This is a genomic window from Aliiroseovarius sp. S1339, from assembly GCF_023195695.1.
Taxonomy (GTDB): domain Bacteria; phylum Pseudomonadota; class Alphaproteobacteria; order Rhodobacterales; family Rhodobacteraceae; genus Aliiroseovarius.
This window is the reverse complement of the sequence record NZ_JALPQG010000001.1, coordinates 420,179-436,143: the sequence shown is the minus strand read 5'-3', so window position 1 is coordinate 436,143 and position 15,965 is coordinate 420,179. Positions and strand designations below refer to the sequence as shown.

The window sequence follows — 15,965 nt, the reverse complement described above, 5'->3', positions numbered from 1 at the left end:
GGATCGGCGTGTCATTCTGCCGCTTGCAGCTTGAACCCACTTTCAACCTTATCAGAAGGTGTGACCGGGTATTCACCCGAGAAACAGGCATCGCAGTATTGCGGGCAAGCTTTGTCGCGCCCCTTCGCCTCGCCAACCGCGCGATACAGGCCGTCCAGCGAAATGAATTTCAGACTGTCGACGGTGAGGTGCTCGCGCATCTCCTCCTCGGTCATTGAGGCGGCCAGCAGGTTTTCGCGTTCCGGTGTGTCCACGCCATAGAAACAGGGCCACGCGGTGGGCGGGGACGCAATGCGAAAATGAACCTCTGCGGCACCCGCGTCCAGCATCATGTCTTTGACTTTACGGGTCGTCGTGCCACGCACAACGCTGTCGTCGACCAACACCACGCGCTTGCCCTTGATCAGGGCGCGGTTGACATTCAGTTTCAGGCGTACACCCATGTTGCGGATCTGTTCGGTCGGCTCAATGAAGGTGCGGCCCATATACTGGTTGCGGATAATCCCCATCGCGTAAGGAATGCCGCTTTCCTGACTGTACCCTATCGCGGCAGGCGTGCCGCTGTCGGGCACGGGGCAGACGATATCGGCGTCCACGGGGTTTTCGCGTGCCAACTCGACGCCGATCTGGCGGCGGGTTTCATAGACGGAGCGACCGCCATAGCTGCTATCGGGACGCGAGAAATACACATGTTCGAAAATGCAGAACTTCGAGGGTTTCGGGCGGAAGGGAAAGCGACTTTCCACGCCCTCCGCGCTGATCACAACCATCTCGCCGGGCTCGATTTCGCGAATGAATTCGGCCCCGATGATGTCCAACGCGCAAGTTTCAGAGGAGAGAACCCAGCCTTCCCCTAAGCGTCCCAACACCAGCGGGCGCACGCCATGTGGGTCGCGCACGCCCATCATTTTTGTACGTGTCATCGCCACCACGGAAAACGCGCCTTCGACGCGGCGCAGCGCGTCTTCCATCCGTTCCGGGATGTTGCGTTGCAGGGAGCGCGCCATCAGGTGAATAATACATTCGCTGTCAGACGAGCTTTGAAAGATCGACCCGCGTTCTACCAATTCGCGGCGCAGGGCCACGGCGTTGGTGATGTTGCCATTGTGGGCAATAGCCGCACCGCCCATGGAAAATTCGCCAAAGAAGGGCTGCACGTCGCGGATGACAGCGCCTTTTGACCCGGCTGTGGAATAACGCACGTGGCCGATGGCGATTGGGCCGGGCAGCGTTTCCATCAAGCTGGCTTTGGTAAAGTTGTCGCGCACATAGCCAAAGCGGCGCGCAGAGTTGAAGCCTTGTTCGGGATCATGGCAGACGATGCCGCCAGCTTCTTGTCCCCGGTGTTGCAGGGCGTGCAGGCCAAGAGCCACAAAATTTGCAGCATCTGCAAGGCCAACGACACCGAAAACACCACATTCTTCCTTCAGCTTGTCGTCATCAAAGGGATGCGCTGGAGGCATAAAAAGGGTGTCGGTGGGCGAGGTGTCGGACATGGCAGCGAACTCCGATTCCGTGGCGTTGGCTCCGTCTTAATCGACAGGCCACGATCTGTCACGAAACTATCTGGTGACCATGGCGTTTTTGCGCGGAGTTGGGCGTGGGATCAGGTGCAGTTCGGGCGCAGAAAAAGAAACGCGCCCGATCAGACGCGTTTCAAACAGTCAAACATTTTGGCTTGCTGTGGCGGAGATTATTGAATGCCCGTTGAGCAGGCGCCAACAAGTTCTTCGTATTTACCGACGATCCAACCGGGGGCGTCTTCCGGGATCTGTTCGTTGATTTTGTCTTGAGTGCGCGCGAAAATCTTGGCGGTGCGGCTGTCATCGACCATTGGGATCGTGTCCGTGGTGACGATGCGGTCATAAACGACCAGTGCGATGGCCACCAAAAGGAGGCCGCGCGCTACACCAAAAATAAAGCCAAGCGACTGGTCCACGCCGCCAAGGGCGGACCGCTGGACGGCAGATGAAAACAGTGGTGTGAAGATCGACACAATCACCAGCGCCAAGGCAAAGACACCCGCAAAGGCCGCGATCATCGACAATTCGCAACTGTCGGCGATGAAGTCCTTCAGGACCGGGATTTCCTTGACCAGCGGCAGGGCGCGGGGTGCAAAGATATACGCCAGAATGGCCGCCGCGATCCATCCAAGGATGGACATGCCTTCGCGCACAAACCCGCGCGAATAAGCCAGAATGGCCGAAATCAGGATAACCGCCGCAACGATCCCGTCAATCAAGGTAAAGCCTTCCATGTCGTCTCACTTCGGCCCGGCAAAAGCTCGTGACCGTCCTTTATCAAGGGGCTAACCGGCCCCGAAAATCTCACCAACGAACCCGGTCAGGTCCGCCATCTTCTGTATCTTCAACCCGGAACCCGAGCCGATCTTGCTGCGCGTGGGCGCGATTGCGGCGGTAAAACCAAGTTTTTGCGCTTCTTTCAACCGGTTTTCGGTCTGTCCCACGGGGCGCAACGCCCCTGATAGACTGATTTCGCCAAAAACCACAGTCTCTTTCGGGATTGCAGCGTCCTCGCGTGCCGAAAGTAGCGCCGCCGCCACAGCAAGGTCGGCAGCGGGTTCGGAAATCTTCATGCCGCCTGCCACGTTAAGATAGACGTCCAGCCCGGCGAAGGGGATGCCGCAGCGGGCTTCAAGGACGGCCAGAATCATCGCCAGACGCCCGCTGTCCCAGCCCAGAACGCTTCGCCGTGGCTGACTGAGGGAGGAGGGCGCGACAAGGGCCTGAAATTCGACCAGTACGGGGCGCGTGCCTTCGATGCCTGCAAAAACGACTGAACCGGGGGCCGGGTCTTCACGGTCAGACAGGAACAGGGCGGACGGGTTCAGAACCTCGGCCAAGCCTTTGCCTGTCATCTCGAACACGCCGATTTCGTCGGCGGGGCCGAAGCGGTTCTTGACGGCGCGCAGGATGCGGAACTGGTGGCCACGTTCACCTTCGAAATACAGCACCGTGTCGACCATATGTTCGACCACGCGGGGGCCAGCGATCTGGCCGTCCTTAGTGACGTGGCCGACCAGAACGACCGAGATGCCGCGTTTCTTGGCAAATGTTGTCAGCTCATGCGCGGCGGTGCGCACTTGGCTGACCGATCCCGGCGCGCTGTCCACATGATCGGCCCACATGGTTTGGATGGAGTCGATGATCGCCAGCGCCGGGCGTTCGGTGTCGAGCGTCGTCATGATGTCGCGCAGATTGGTTTCGGCGGCCAGCCGAACAGGGGCGTCGGTCAGGCCCAGGCGTTGTGCCCGCATCCGCACTTGCGCCGAGGCTTCTTCGCCTGAGACATAGATTGTGGGCAGGCCAGCACGCGCGAACTTCGCAGCGGCCTGCAGAAGCAAGGTCGACTTGCCGATGCCGGGGTCGCCGCCCACAAGAATGGCCGATCCGGGCACTAGACCGCCGCCCAGCACGCGGTCAAGCTCTGCCATGCCGCATTCGGTGCGCGGCGGCGGGGCTTCTTCGGTGGACAGGTTCGTCAGGGTGATCGGAGATCCGCGCTTGCCACCCAAGGATTTCGAGGCAGGACCAGCACTTAGCGGCACCTCCTCAACGATCGAGTTCCATTCCCCGCACGCCTCGCACCGCCCCGACCATTTGGACGAGGACGCGCCGCAGGCGTTGCAGGTGAAGGTTTTCTGAGCTTTTGCCATGGGGCTTTTTGCCTGACGATACCGGGGCTTGCAAGAGGCGTCAGAACCGCTGCCATTTGGCCGTCGTGAAGCTGATCGCGATGGAGGTCAGAACGCAGGCGGTGAACAGATAAAGGCCCCATCCGGTTTCAATCTTCGCCATGCCAACACCCTTCACGATGACGATGTAAAGCGCGATCAGGAAGATGTCGGCCATCGCCAGTTTGCCCAAGACGTTGAAGATGGGCAGCATCTTGCGGCGCGTCATGCCGAACTGGATCAGCGCAAGGCCCAGCACCTTCATGATCGGGGCGAACACCGCGAAGAAAGTGACAAGCAGGGCAAGGATCACATCCGTGTCCCACAGGGCTTGCAGGCCCGAGATCACGCTGACTTCCTTGAGGCCGAAGAGCGGAAGGTTGATGCCGGCTCGCATGAGGGGGGCGAACCACGCGATGGGGAAGGCGATGAGGAGGGCGAGGTTGAGGTATTTGAGCATGGGGGCAACGAGAACCTGGTTAAGTGATTGCTAAGTCTATGAGAGGAAGAAGAGGGCAGAGCCTGACCGCGGGCGGAAGCGAAGCGCCCGCGCATGGGGGCGGTCGGGCGCTGCCCGGCGGGGCCGCCGGGCGAAGGGGTGGTTAACGCACCGCCTCAATCGGCCCCTCGGCGCTGCCCGAAATGAACTGGGTCAGATACGGATCGCCAGAGGCGTCCATCTCACTCACCGGACCCGTCCACTGGACCTTGCCCCCGTGTATCATCGCCACCTTGTCAGCGATCACGCGCACGGACGACATGTCGTGGGTGATGGTCATGGCGGTGGCGCCCATTTCGACGACGATCTCGCGGATCAGGTCGTTGATGACGCCGGACATGATGGGGTCAAGGCCGGTGGTGGGTTCGTCAAAGAAGATGATTTCAGGCTCGGCGGCGATGGCGCGGGCGAGCCCGACGCGTTTTTGCATGCCGCCGGACAGCTCGGCGGGGAACAAGTCGGCCACATCCGCAGTCAGACCGACACGGCGCAGTTTCTCGACCGCGATCTCGCGTGCTTCAGGCCACGGGCGGGCGAGTGAGCCGCGCAGCAGGCGGAAGGCGACGTTTTGCCAGACGGGCAGGCTGTCAAACAGCGCGCCACCTTGAAACAGCATCCCGAAGCGGGCCAGAAACGCGTCGCGTTCGGCTTTCAGTGTGTCTTCACCATCCAGCGTGATCGTGCCGCTGTCTTGTGTCATCAAGCCAAGGATGCATTTCAGAAGCACCGATTTCCCGGTGCCCGAGCCGCCGATCACCACCATGCTTTCGCCACGCGGAATGGTCAGGTTCACACCTGCCAGCACCTTCTTGGGGCCAAAGCTCTTATGGACGTTTGTTAATTCAATCATGAGGTAAAGAAGAAGCTGGTGAGAAGGAAGTTGGCGGCAAGGATCATGATGGCAGCAGCCTCGACCGAGGTTTTGGTGGCACGGCCCACACCCTGCGCGCCGCGTCCGGAATTCATCCCGTGATAGCAGCCCATCACGGCGGCAATGAACCCGAAAACCGCGCCCTTCACAAGGGACGACACGATGTCGGCGGTTTCAAGGAAGTTCCACGTGTTGGTCAGATAAGCGCCGGGCGCGAAGCCCAACTGCTTGGTGCCCACGATATAGCCGCCCATGATGCCGATGATATCGCCGATGCCCACAAGGGCCGGCACGACAAGGATTGCCGCCAGCACGCGCGGGGCGGTCAGGTATTTCATCGGGTGTGTGGACAGGGTGACGAGGGCGTCTATCTGCTCGGTCACTTTCATCGTCGCAATTTCGGCTGCGATGGAGGAGGTGACACGAGCGGCAATCATCAGGCCCACAAGCACCGGGCCAAGTTCACGCACCATGCCGATGGCGACGATCTGCGGCACCACGGCTTCGGCCGAGAAACGCTGGCCGCCCGAGTAGATTTGCAAGGCAAGGGCCGCGCCGGTGAAGATCGCGGTCAGGCCGACGACCGGCAGGCTGAAATAGCCGATGTTCAACAGCGCGTTCAGAAACTCGCGCGGATAATAAGGTGGGCGCACAATATGGCTGAGCGATTGGCCCGCGAAAATTGCGACGCGCCCCACCATGGCCAGAAAGCCCAATGTCGCACGGCCAAGGGTGGCCAATGGGTAGGTGAGCGGCTTCATCCGCGACCTCGCGCGTAATAGCGAGCATAGCGCGCGCCAAGTTGTGTCAGGACTTCATAGCCAATTGTGCCCGCCACGTCAGCCAGATCATCCGGGCTTTGGTGGTCGCCCAGCATTGTCAGCGCCTTCGGGGTTTCTTTCAGATGGCTCACATCTACTGTGATAAGGTCCATCGACACGCGGCCAAGGATTGGGCATGGCGTGTCTTGGTGAAACACAACCGCGTGGTTCGAGATTGCGCGGGCAAGCCCGTCGGCATAGCCACCATTGACCGTGGCCACACGGGTTGGATGTTCCGCGATCCACGCATTTGAATATCCGACGCTTTCACCAGCGGCGACGTCGCGGATTTGGACCACCGGCAGGTCAAGCGTCACAACCGCTTCGGCGCTGTCAAAGGGCAGGCCACCATACAGGCCAATGCCGGGGCGGGTCAGGTCGAAATGATAGTCCGCCCCCATCAGGATGCCACCGGTGGCGGATAGGCTGCGCGGCACGTCAAGGCCCTCGGTCATCTCGTGGAACATGTCGAGTTGCTGGCGGTTCATCAGGTGCGTGGGCTCGTCCGCGCAGGCCAGATGGCTCATGATTAGGCGCGGGTTCTGCGACACGATCAGATCGCGCAGAGTGGCCCATTCGGCTGGCTCCATGCCCAAGCGGTTCATGCCGGTGTCCAGTTGTACGCCGAACGGATGGCCGGGCAGGGCTTCGAAATGGCGGGTCAGTTGGTCGACCGAATTGAGCATGGGAACAAGGCCCAGATCATGGATCATGTCGGTGTCGCCAGACATATGGCCCGCAAAGATGCTGATCTCGGGCCCCGGACCAAGCGCTTCGCGCAAGGCGGCACCTTCTTCGGCCACGGCCACAAAGAAACGTCGCGCGCCAGCGGCGGCCAAGGCGCGGGCAACCTTGGCCACGCCAAGCCCATAGGCGTCAGCTTTGACCACAGCGGCGGTTTGCACGTCTTGGCCCGTTTTGGCGTCCAGCGCCCGCCAGTTGGCGGCCACGGCGTCCAGATCAATGGTAAGTCTGCCTGTACTCATAAGGGGGGTTTTTGACGTGCCGGTGGCTTAGGTCAAGGCAAAAAGCCGATCCTGAGGCCCCCCACGCGGATTTCCCCGCGCAGTGTTGTGCGGAATGACGGGGATGTCAGATTATTCGGCCAGAACCGTCACGACCTCGCTTGAGCCTTCCAGTGTGCGGTGGACCGGGCAGCGATCTGCGATTTCAAGCAGGCGTGCCTTTTGGTCGGCGTCCAGCGCGCCCTGCAGATAAATTTCGCGGCGAAACTGGTCGATCCGGTCGCGCGTGCCGGTTTCGGCATCTTGTGCGTGGACCTTGTCGTGACTGACATCGACCCGGACATGGTCAAGCGGCCACCCTTTGCGCCGGGCATACATCCGGATGGTCATGGACGTGCAGGCCGCCAGACCAGCGGCCAGAAATCCATAGGGCGACATGCCCTTGTTGGTGCCGCCATAGGCCAGCGGTTCGTCCGCGAATGTATGGTGGTTCGGCCCGGATTGAATGTCTTGCAAGAAGCCGCGCGGGTCGGCTTCTGACGCGCGCACGATGCCCTCCGGGGCACCCGGCGGTGGGGCAGGGGGTGCCAGTTCGACATATTTGGCGGCCCAAGCGGCGATCACATCTGCCGCATATTCCGCATCCGCAACGCGAGAGATGAGGTGATCCGCATCATCCAGCGTCACAAAGCTTTTCGGGTGTTTTGCGGCCATAAAGATGCGCGCGGCATTGTCGATCGAGACGACTTCATCGCGTGGCGCATGCAACACAAGAAGCGAGGGCTTCAACGTGCCAAGCACCGTGTCCAGATCGCTGGCTTCAACGTCTTTGATAAATTCGTGGCTGACGCGGAAGGGACGGCCGCCCAATCGAACCTCGGCGCTGCCTTCGGCACGGATGCGCGGCACCGCTTCGCGAAAATTATCCACCACATGGGCGGGATCCGCCGGGGCGCCTATGGTGACGACAGCTTTGGTGTCGGGCAACAGGCTAGCGGCTTTGATAATCGCGGCCCCGCCCAGCGAGTGCCCGATCAAAAGGCTGGGGGACATGCCACGGTCAGACAATGCCTTTGCGGCAAGCACGATGTCATCGACATTGGACGAGAAATGTGTGTTCTCAAACTCTCCATCCGAATGACCCAGCCCGGTGAAATCGAACCGCAGCACTGCAATCCCAAGACCCGCCAGCCGGGCCGCAATCCGGCGCGCCGCAGCAATATCCTTGCCGCAGGTAAAGCAGTGCGCAAACAGGGCGGTCGCCAAGTGTGGACCGTCCGGCAAATCAAGCCGTGCGGCCAATGCGTGTCCTGCATGACCAGTGAAACTGAATTTTTCGGTTTTCATCGGCGACTCCCATCGGTGCGTGCTTGCACATTGGGCATCCTACGCTTAGCTCACAAGATCGGCGGAGCGTTGCTCACGCAAGGGTGATTGAATGTTCCTTTCTTCGGCAATGGGGGTAACAAGGGCGCATGATGAAACGTGGTCTGAAAAACCTGTTATTGCTGGCACTTATCGCGCTGGCTGCGGGTTATTTGGGGAAGTACCATCCGGCTGGTGACAGCCTGGCCGTGTTCCGTCCGCAGATAGCGGTGGCGATTTTGTTTTTGGCAGCCCTGCTTTGGATCGCCTCTGCGCGTTGGTGGGCGCTGTGCGGCATTGTTGCGGCAGGTGTCGCGCTGGGTCCGATCTTCTGGATGAGCGGGGCTGTCAGCGCGTCGGGCAGGGCCGACCTAAGCCTTTATCAAAAGAACATGCGTTTTCTGGTTGATGATCCCGCGCTGCTGGCAGCGGATGTGCTGGCGCGTCGTCCTGACTTTTTGACTTTGCAGGAAGTCAGCGGGGCAAACATGGCGGTTTTCGACCCACTGGACGACATCTATATAGCTCGCCAGTTCTGCCCGTTCGCGACCGTTGGCGGGGTGGCGGTTGCGTCGCGCTGGCCGATAGTGGCGGGGACGGGCTTCTGTGCTGAGGCTGATGGGTTGGCCGCAATGCAGGTCACTACACCCAAAGGGCGGGTTTGGGTCGTTTCGATCCACCTGCATTGGCCTTGGCCGAAAAGTCAGCCCGCCCATATCGCGCGGCTTCTGCCCATTCTTGGCGAACTTGCACGTGATAACGCGGGTGGGCCGCTGGTCATTGGTGGTGACTTCAACATGGTCCCTTGGAGTGACGCATTGAGCAGTATCGAGCTGGCCAGCTCTACCCAACGGATCGGCCCGCCGCATGTGACATTGACCAAGTTGCAAGGTTGGATGCGGGTGCCGATAGATCATGTGCTGGTCAGCGGTGGCGATGGCAGCGTGCAGCGTCTAGAGCGCCTTGGCTCGGACCACTATGGACTATTTGCGCGGTTTGCGCTGCCATAACGGCGACTAGGCTGTTGACCGAAACGGTTGCCAAGTTTGACACACTGATGGCGCTGGGAAAATCTTCACCCAAGACGACACATGGACGCGGAAACTACCGGTCCCGCTCTGGTCAAAAGTTATATCTATCGCGAGCCAAGGAAACTTGGGCGGTGTTTTCAATACGCACTTAAGTCGCCCGAAAATCAGCACCGATTCCCTTGGCTAGTTCTTTTTTTGGGTTTTCTGGTCGAACCTTGGCGGTCATCCGCCGATGAATCGGACGAAAATCTATGCTTGGTTGAATTAGAGCGGGAGATGCTATTTTTCGGTGCGTAAATGTTGTTTTTCAACACTTATTTCATGAAACGCCTTGAAAAAGAGGTGCATATGACTATCGGTTGGAGCGACATGAGATATCGACCAACAAAAAAATAGAGGCTGTGAAAGTCCGCAGCTTCTTCGCAAGCAGCTTGGTTTGAGAGGTTGAAAAAATGATGCGAACTGGATTTATCGTGCTGGCAGGGGCCGTGTTGTTGTCGGGCTGTCTGCGTTCCAGCTATGAAAGCACACCCGTCGAGGTGAACACGCCGAAAGGCAAGGTGACGTGCCAGCTTTACACGCCTGATCGTGTTCAGTGGGATGAAGCGATTTCAAAACCCGAAAGCATGACCAAGCGTGAAGCAGATCGGATTTGCATTGGCCGCGGGGCTGAGCAACTGAAGGTATACCGCGCTCAGTAATGAGTTGCGGTGGATAGTTGGGTTAATGACTGGTTCCCGTCAGGCCGGGATGACGCCCGCGGAATGTTGGTGGAAACGCTAGAACAGAAAAGTCTTTCAGTGCTGGTATGACCCAGTCACAATGAAAAAGGGCGCCGAATTTGGCGCCCTTTCGTGTTTGTGCAGCTCAACCTGCCCTGCTCCTAGCAGCTGTAATACATCTGGTATTCAATGGGGTGAGGGGTCTGTTCGAATGCAAAAACCTCGTCCCATTTTAGCTCCATATAGCCGTCGATCTGGTCTTTGGTGAACACGTCGCCGGCCAGCAGGAAGTCGTGATCTGCTGCCAGACTTTCCAGTGCTTCACGCAGGGACGCGCAGACTGTGTCGATGCCTTCCAGCTCTTCTGCCGGAAGATCATAGAGGTTCTTGTCCTGCGCGGGGCCGGGGTCAATCTTGTTCTTGATGCCGTCAAGGCCAGCCATAAGCAGCGCTGCGAAGCACAGATAAGGGTTCGCGGCGGGGTCAGGGAAACGGGCTTCCACGCGCTTGGCTTTCGGGCTTTCCGTCCACGGGATACGGACGCAACCCGACCGGTTACGGGCCGAATAGGCGCGCAGGACGGGGGCTTCAAAACCGGGGATCAGGCGCTTGTAGCTGTTGGTCGACGGGTTGGTGAAAGCGTTCAGCGTCTTGGCGTGCTTCAGGATGCCGCCAATGAACCAGATCGCTTCCTGGCTGAGGTCAGCATACTTGTCGCCCGCAAACAGCGGCTTGCCGTCTTTCCAGATCGACATGTTCACGTGCATCCCGGTGCCGTTGTCGCCCGCAATCGGCTTGGGCATGAACGTCGCCGTTTTGCCGTAAGCGTGCGCTACGTTGTGGATGACATACTTGTACTTCTGAAGTTCATCAGCCTGTTTGGTCAGGCTGTCGAAGATTAGGCCAAGCTCGTGCTGGCACGAGGCGACCTCGTGGTGATGCTTGTCGGTTTTCATGCCAAGCTGTTTCATCGTGGTCAGCATTTCCGACCGCAGGTCTTGCGCGTCGTCAATCGGATTCACGGGGAAATAGCCGCCTTTCAGGCCCGGACGGTGACCGGTGTTGCCCATTTCGTATTCGGTGTCTGAATTCCACGACGCGTCCACCGCGTCCACTTCAAACGAGACTTTGTTGATGGTGTTTGAGAAACGCACATCGTCAAACAGGAAGAACTCGGCTTCCGGCCCCATATAGGCCACGTCGCCGATGCCCGATGATTTCAGGTAAGCCTCAGCCTTCTGGGCGGTGCCGCGGGGGTCACGACCATATGCCTCGCCGGTGTCCGGCTCAACGATTGAACAGTGGATGCACAGGGTTTTTTCCGCATAGAACGGGTCAATATAGGTGCTGTCCAGGTCCGCCATGAGCTTCATGTCCGAGTTTTCAATCGACTTCCAGCCCGCGATGGACGAGCCGTCGAACATGAAGCCTTCTTCAAGGAAGTCTTCGTCGACAAGGTCGCAATCCACGGTCACGTGCTGCAGCTTGCCGCGCACATCGGTGAAACGGATGTCGACATAGGCAATGTCGTCTTCCTCGATCTGTTTGAGTACGTCTTTAACGCTCATGTCTCTTATCCTCTGGTTCTTATCTTAACTGGGACTGTGTCAAACCGCGTCCAAACCGGTTTCGCCGGTGCGGATACGGATCGCTTGTTCAACGGGGGTGACGAAGATTTTTCCGTCACCGATTTTATCTGTCTTGGCAGCCTCGACGATCGCCTCGATGGCTTCGTCCACCTGATCGGCGGGCAGGACGACTTCGATCTTCACTTTGGGCAGGAAGTCGACGACATATTCCGCGCCGCGATAAAGCTCTGTGTGGCCTTTCTGACGGCCAAACCCCTTCACTTCGATCACCGAGAGGCCTTGCACCCCGATGTCCTGAAGCGCTTCTTTCACTTCATCCAGCTTGAACGGCTTGATGATGGCTTCGATCTTTTTCATCTGCATCCCCCCATTTGGCTCATGCGTGTCGCGACTCAAAGACCACTTTCCCAAGGGCGGGACAATTGGATAGGCTGACACAGGGCGGTCCTATCTGACCGATTTACGGGCGACTGCACAATATTTAGGCAGTTGGTTTAAGAATTGAGCATGTGACGAAAGGTGACCCATGACTGAATTGCTGACAGCGGCCCAAATGAGGGCGATCGAGCAAGCCGCGATTGAGTCGGGCGAGGTTACAGGGCTCGAGTTGATGGAGCGTGCGGGCAGGGGCGTGGTCGAGGCCATTTTCGAGGAATGGCCGGAGCTTTCCAAGACCTCTCACAAGGCGGTGGTTCTGTGCGGGCCCGGGAACAACGGCGGCGACGGGTTTGTCGTGGCACGGCTTCTGAAAGAGTGGGGCTGGGAAGTTGAGGTGTTCCTGTATGGGGACGCCGAGAAGCTGCCACCGGATGCTCGGGTGAATTATGAGCGGTGGGGGGAGCTTGGTGAGGTTAAGCCAATGCCGAAAGGATTTTGGCTCCCTCAGTGTGATCTGCTGTTAGATGCGGTTTTTGGAACGGGGTTGACGCGAGGTATCTCTGAGGAGATTTCCTATGCGTTTAGTTATCTTCACAAAGTGCATCCTCACTTTCGTTGTGTAGCGGTCGACGTACCCTCTGGCGTTTGTGCCGACAGTGGCAAGGAACTAAATGACATAAGCGGAAAGGCGGACCTTACTGTCACGTTTCACAAAGAGAAATTGGGGCATCGCCTTTCTGACGGTGCTGCACTTTGTGGGAATGTGAGAGTAAAGGACATTGGGTGTGCTGTACCGGTGTTTCATTCGATCAAAGACCTCATGACGCAAGTAAATCAGCAAGAACCATTGACGCATGAGCAAAAAAAACGGGTGGATGCGAACGGCTATTCAATAGCAGGCAACGGTTCCACGGTTCGGCTAATTGATCAGGTCAAGCGAACGGAGAAGCGTAGCGGAACGCACAAATACACCCACGGCCACGCCCTCATCCTGTCCGGTCCATCCGGCAAAGGCGGCGCTGCCCGTCTTGCAGCCCGTGGAGCGCTCCGCATCGGGGCAGGGCTTGTCACCGTCGCCCCCACACCCGGCGCACTCCAAGAAAACGCAGCGCGGTTGGATGCGATTATGTTGTCTCCTGTTGGGGATGCGCAGACATTGCAGGCTGTGCTGGCGGATGAACGGCTGAATGCGCTGTGCCTTGGACCGGGGTTGGGGCTGGAACGCGCGCGGGAGTTGGTGCCGGTGGCGCTGGCGGCCAAGCGGGCGACGGCGCTGGATGCGGATGCGTTGACGGCTTATGCGGACAGCCCAGCCGAGCTTTTCGGCATGCTGCATGAAAACTGCGTGCTGACACCCCATGCGGGCGAGTTCGCGCGGTTGTTCCCAGATATTGCCGAGAAGCTGAACGCCCTTGCCACCAAAGGGCCGGCCTATTCCAAGGTGGATGCCACGCGAGAGGCCGCCGTGCGGGCAGGGTGCGTCGTGCTGTTCAAAGGGCCGGATACGGTGATTGCTGCGCCGGATGGGCGGTGTTCCATCAACTCAGCCGCCTATGAGCGGTCCGCGCCTTGGTTGGCGACAGCCGGATCTGGCGACGTGCTGGCGGGGTTCATCACAGGGCTGCTCGCGCGGGGCTTCAACCCGATGCAAGCGGCTGAGAGCGCCGCTTGGCTGCATGTAGAATGCGCGCTGAGTTTCGGGCCGGGGTTGATTGTCGAGGATTTGCCAGAGGTCCTGCCTGATGTGTTTAGAAAGCTGGGTGTTTAGACGTCTCGGTCGCTGGCTGGTGGGCGGGTGTGGAAAGAACGTTCAGCCCCCCGACGCGGACCAACTGCGGTGCGTCGAAATGCAGTTGGAACAGGGGCAGTTTGGCGTCCAGATCCATGCGGCGGATCAGCTCTCCGTCTGCAATAGCGGACACGGGCACAAGCGCCCGGTCGCGGCCAAACATTGCCCGCGCCATCCAGCCGCCCACCATCACATGCTGTTGATCTGACAACACAACAGGGTTGGGATCAGTGCGCGCGCGCCCCTCGGCCAGTGCTTTGGGCGAGATGCGGCACAGCTTGCGGGCGGGGGCGGCATGGCGACTGACAGACGCAAGACGCGCACGGGTTCCGTCCGCGCAAAGGATACGGTCACCGGGGACAAGTGTTTCGATCGCGCGATTGCCGTGCAATGTGCGCACCAAAGCGCCGGGGCCAATACCAGCGGTTGGACAAGTGTTGCGCACATATCCAGCCACCGCGCGCCCTGAAAAGGAGTTGGGTGTCATTCTTCGTCCTGCCTTCGTCTGTGGCCCGGTTGTTGGGCTCTGCTCATTACCGGCAGGCTAGCAAGCTGGTGGGCGAAATCACCTGTTTTCTGGTGGGCAACGGGGTCTTGGGGCAGATCGCTGCAATCACTGTGGCCATTTCGTCGCGAATTGCCGCTGATCAATGGCCAAAGCGGGCGTTTTTCCTCTCGCATCCCGTCCATACCGGTGCTAGAAGGGCGCGAATTTGGGCGGCCCCTCCGATTTGGCGCGGGCTGCCCACGGTTTTTTGCGGGTGTGGCGGAATTGGTAGACGCACCAGATTTAGGTTCTGGCGCCGCGAGGCGTGGGGGTTCGAGTCCCTTCACCCGCACCAGAAATGGAAAAGGACAAGATGATGCAGGTCACCGAGACCCTGAACGAAGGTCTGAAACGCGGCTATAAGATTGTGGTTCCGGCCTCTGATCTGGACGCAAAAGTCAACGAAAAGCTGATCGAGGCGCAGCCCGAAGTCGAAATGAAGGGCTTCCGTAAAGGCAAAGTGCCGATGGCTCTGCTGAAAAAGCAGTTTGGTCAACGCCTGATGGGCGAAGCCATGCAAGAAGCCGTTGACGGCGCGATGAGCAAGCATTTTGAAGACAGCGGTGACCGTCCGGCCATGCAGCCCGACGTGAAGATGACCAACGAAGATTGGAAAGAAGGCGACGACGTTGAGGTCGAGATGAGCTATGAAGCTCTGCCCGATATTCCCGAGGTCGACCTGAAGAAGATCAAGCTTGAGAAGCTGGTCGTCAAAGCCGGTGACGCGGACATCGAAGAAGCGCTGGGCAGCCTTGCTGAAACCGCGCAGGATTTCAAAGACCGCAAGAAGGGCTCGAAAGCCAAAGATGGCGATCAGGTTGTGATCGACTTCCTTGGTAAAGTTGACGGCGAAGCGTTCGACGGCGGTGCGGCGGAAGATTACCCGCTGGTGCTGGGCTCAGGGTCGTTCATTCCGGGCTTTGAAGAGCAGCTGGTTGGCGTGAAAGCTGGCGACGCGCTTGACGTGAAAGTGGCTTTCCCGGCTGAGTATGGCGCTGAGAACCTTGCGGGCAAGGACGCTGTCTTTGAATGCAAAGTGAAAGAGGTCAAAGAGCCTGTTGCTGCCGAACTAAATGACGAACTGGCCAAGAAGTTTGGCGCGGACGATCTGGCGGCCCTGAAGGGTCAGATCAGCGAACGTCTGGAAGCTGAATTCTCGGGTGCTGCACGGGCCGTCATGAAGCGTGGCCTGCTGGATGAGCTGGACAAACTGGTTGATTTTGACTTGCCGCCGTCATTGCTGGATGCCGAAGCCAAGCAGATCGCACACCAGTTGTGGCACGAAGAAAACCCGGACGTGGAAGGCCACGACCACCCGGAAGTCGAGCCGACTGAAGAGCACACAAAACTGGCCGGTCGCCGTGTGCGCCTTGGTCTTCTGCTCGCCGAGCTGGGCCAGAAAGCCGAGATCGAAGTGACTGACGCCGAGATGACCCAAGCGGTCATGAACCAAGCGCGCCAGTATCCGGGTCAGGAACGTCAATTCTTTGAATTTGTTCAGCAAAACCCGCAGATGCGCCAGCAAATTCAGGCACCACTGTTTGAAGACAAAGTCATCGACTATGTTTTTGAGCTGGCCAAAGTGTCGGAAAAGGAAGTGTCCAAAGACGATCTGCAAAAGGCCGTTGAGGCGCTGGAAGAAGAATAAGACCGGCCACGCCGATCAAAGAAAAGGCCGCCTGATTGGGCGGCCT

Annotated in this window: 15 protein-coding genes and 1 tRNA gene; 5 read left to right on the top strand and 11 right to left on the bottom strand. The window is 58.9% G+C overall.

Annotation, left to right across the window (positions count from 1 at the left end; all coding sequences use genetic code 11):
* Nucleotides 1-11 precede the first annotated feature (11 nt).
* The 8 genes from purF to MUY35_RS01905 all read right to left on the bottom strand — a co-directional run bounded on the left by purF (nucleotide 12) and on the right by MUY35_RS01905 (nucleotide 8,197).
* Complete coding sequence (gene purF, locus MUY35_RS01940; RefSeq protein ID WP_248363834.1) at nucleotides 12-1,463, bottom strand: amidophosphoribosyltransferase; 1,452 nt, start codon at nucleotides 1,461-1,463, stop codon at nucleotides 12-14.
* A gap of 230 nt (nucleotides 1,464-1,693) precedes the next feature.
* Nucleotides 1,694-2,257 (bottom strand): CvpA family protein, encoded by a 564-nt coding sequence (locus MUY35_RS01935; RefSeq protein ID WP_248363486.1) that lies wholly within the window; start codon nucleotides 2,255-2,257, stop codon nucleotides 1,694-1,696.
* 51 nt (nucleotides 2,258-2,308) lie between these two features.
* Nucleotides 2,309-3,676, bottom strand: a complete 1,368-nt coding sequence (gene radA / locus MUY35_RS01930; RefSeq protein WP_248363485.1) for a DNA repair protein RadA — start codon at nucleotides 3,674-3,676, stop codon at nucleotides 2,309-2,311.
* 40 nt (nucleotides 3,677-3,716) lie between these two features.
* Entirely contained in the window at nucleotides 3,717-4,154 is a 438-nt protein-coding gene (locus tag MUY35_RS01925; protein ID WP_248363484.1) for a paraquat-inducible protein A, read from the bottom strand.
* Between the two features lie 142 nt (nucleotides 4,155-4,296).
* Nucleotides 4,297-5,043 (bottom strand): ATP-binding cassette domain-containing protein, encoded by a 747-nt coding sequence (locus MUY35_RS01920; RefSeq protein WP_248363482.1) that lies wholly within the window; start codon nucleotides 5,041-5,043, stop codon nucleotides 4,297-4,299.
* Nucleotides 5,040-5,825 carry an ABC transporter permease gene (locus MUY35_RS01915; protein ID WP_248363480.1) on the bottom strand — a complete coding sequence of 262 codons (786 nt, stop codon included), beginning with the start codon at nucleotides 5,823-5,825 and terminating at the stop codon, nucleotides 5,040-5,042. The genes MUY35_RS01920 and MUY35_RS01915 overlap by 4 nt, the downstream gene beginning before the upstream one ends.
* Entirely contained in the window at nucleotides 5,822-6,871 is a 1,050-nt protein-coding gene (gene alr, locus MUY35_RS01910) for an alanine racemase (protein ID WP_248363478.1), read from the bottom strand. The genes MUY35_RS01915 and alr overlap by 4 nt, the downstream gene beginning before the upstream one ends.
* Before the next feature lie 111 nt (nucleotides 6,872-6,982).
* The gene (locus MUY35_RS01905) at nucleotides 6,983-8,197 is read right to left on the bottom strand and encodes a bifunctional alpha/beta hydrolase/OsmC family protein (RefSeq protein ID WP_248363476.1); all 1,215 of its coding nucleotides are present in this window, start codon (nucleotides 8,195-8,197) and stop codon (nucleotides 6,983-6,985) included.
* A gap of 131 nt (nucleotides 8,198-8,328) precedes the next feature.
* Here MUY35_RS01905 and MUY35_RS01900 point away from each other — a divergent pair, with 131 nt between their 5' ends.
* Both MUY35_RS01900 and MUY35_RS01895 read left to right on the top strand, forming a co-directional pair.
* A complete protein-coding gene (locus MUY35_RS01900; protein ID WP_248363474.1) occupies nucleotides 8,329-9,225 on the top strand; it encodes an endonuclease/exonuclease/phosphatase family protein in 897 nt (298 codons plus the stop codon).
* A gap of 473 nt (nucleotides 9,226-9,698) precedes the next feature.
* Nucleotides 9,699-9,947, top strand: a complete 249-nt coding sequence (locus MUY35_RS01895) for a hypothetical protein (RefSeq protein ID WP_248363472.1) — start codon at nucleotides 9,699-9,701, stop codon at nucleotides 9,945-9,947.
* A gap of 182 nt (nucleotides 9,948-10,129) precedes the next feature.
* On the opposite strand, the gene glnA is transcribed toward MUY35_RS01895, so the two are convergent.
* Together glnA and MUY35_RS01885 are read right to left on the bottom strand one after the other, a co-directional pair.
* Complete coding sequence (gene glnA / locus MUY35_RS01890) at nucleotides 10,130-11,536, bottom strand: type I glutamate--ammonia ligase (protein WP_248363470.1); 1,407 nt, start codon at nucleotides 11,534-11,536, stop codon at nucleotides 10,130-10,132.
* A gap of 39 nt (nucleotides 11,537-11,575) precedes the next feature.
* Nucleotides 11,576-11,914, bottom strand: coding sequence for a P-II family nitrogen regulator (locus MUY35_RS01885; protein ID WP_248363468.1), 339 nt, complete (start codon nucleotides 11,912-11,914; stop codon nucleotides 11,576-11,578).
* A 169-nt stretch (nucleotides 11,915-12,083) separates the two neighbouring features.
* Here MUY35_RS01885 and MUY35_RS01880 point away from each other — a divergent pair, with 169 nt between their 5' ends.
* On the top strand, nucleotides 12,084-13,703 hold the full coding sequence (locus MUY35_RS01880; RefSeq protein ID WP_248363466.1) for an NAD(P)H-hydrate dehydratase: 1,620 nt from the start codon (nucleotides 12,084-12,086) through the stop codon (nucleotides 13,701-13,703).
* Here the strand turns inward: MUY35_RS01880 and MUY35_RS01875 are convergent.
* On the bottom strand, nucleotides 13,684-14,211 hold the full coding sequence (locus MUY35_RS01875; RefSeq protein ID WP_248363464.1) for a Hint domain-containing protein: 528 nt from the start codon (nucleotides 14,209-14,211) through the stop codon (nucleotides 13,684-13,686). The two genes, MUY35_RS01880 and MUY35_RS01875, sit on opposite strands and share 20 nt — an antisense overlap.
* Nucleotides 14,212-14,481: 270 nt before the next feature.
* On the opposite strand from MUY35_RS01875, the gene MUY35_RS01870 reads away from it, so the two are divergent.
* Together MUY35_RS01870 and tig are read left to right on the top strand one after the other, a co-directional pair.
* Nucleotides 14,482-14,566, top strand: a tRNA-Leu gene (locus MUY35_RS01870).
* A gap of 21 nt (nucleotides 14,567-14,587) precedes the next feature.
* Nucleotides 14,588-15,919: a trigger factor gene (tig, locus tag MUY35_RS01865; RefSeq protein ID WP_248363462.1), complete on the top strand. Its 1,332-nt coding sequence runs from the start codon at nucleotides 14,588-14,590 to the stop codon at nucleotides 15,917-15,919.
* The last annotated feature ends 46 nt before the right edge of the window (nucleotides 15,920-15,965 follow it).

Bases quoted from the DNA above. Each gene is read 5' to 3' on its own strand.
- alr (WP_248363478.1), bottom strand. From the start codon at position 6,871: ATGAGTACAGGCAGACTTACCATTGATCTGGACGCCGTGGCCGCCAAC.
- MUY35_RS01895 (WP_248363472.1), top strand. From the start codon at position 9,699: ATGATGCGAACTGGATTTATCGTGCTGGCAGGGGCCGTGTTGTTGTCG.
- MUY35_RS01915 (WP_248363480.1), bottom strand. From the start codon at position 5,825: ATGAAGCCGCTCACCTACCCATTGGCCACCCTTGGCCGTGCGACATTG.
- MUY35_RS01935 (WP_248363486.1), bottom strand. From the start codon at position 2,257: ATGGAAGGCTTTACCTTGATTGACGGGATCGTTGCGGCGGTTATCCTG.
- tig (WP_248363462.1), top strand. From the start codon at position 14,588: ATGCAGGTCACCGAGACCCTGAACGAAGGTCTGAAACGCGGCTATAAG.
- MUY35_RS01920 (WP_248363482.1), bottom strand. From the start codon at position 5,043: ATGATTGAATTAACAAACGTCCATAAGAGCTTTGGCCCCAAGAAGGTG.
- radA (WP_248363485.1), bottom strand. From the start codon at position 3,676: ATGGCAAAAGCTCAGAAAACCTTCACCTGCAACGCCTGCGGCGCGTCC.
- purF (WP_248363834.1), bottom strand. From the start codon at position 1,463: ATGCCTCCAGCGCATCCCTTTGATGACGACAAGCTGAAGGAAGAATGT.
- MUY35_RS01925 (WP_248363484.1), bottom strand. From the start codon at position 4,154: ATGCTCAAATACCTCAACCTCGCCCTCCTCATCGCCTTCCCCATCGCG.
- MUY35_RS01900 (WP_248363474.1), top strand. From the start codon at position 8,329: ATGAAACGTGGTCTGAAAAACCTGTTATTGCTGGCACTTATCGCGCTG.
- glnA (WP_248363470.1), bottom strand. From the start codon at position 11,536: ATGAGCGTTAAAGACGTACTCAAACAGATCGAGGAAGACGACATTGCC.
- MUY35_RS01875 (WP_248363464.1), bottom strand. From the start codon at position 14,211: ATGACACCCAACTCCTTTTCAGGGCGCGCGGTGGCTGGATATGTGCGC.
- MUY35_RS01885 (WP_248363468.1), bottom strand. From the start codon at position 11,914: ATGAAAAAGATCGAAGCCATCATCAAGCCGTTCAAGCTGGATGAAGTG.
- MUY35_RS01880 (WP_248363466.1), top strand. From the start codon at position 12,084: ATGACTGAATTGCTGACAGCGGCCCAAATGAGGGCGATCGAGCAAGCC.
- MUY35_RS01905 (WP_248363476.1), bottom strand. From the start codon at position 8,197: ATGAAAACCGAAAAATTCAGTTTCACTGGTCATGCAGGACACGCATTG.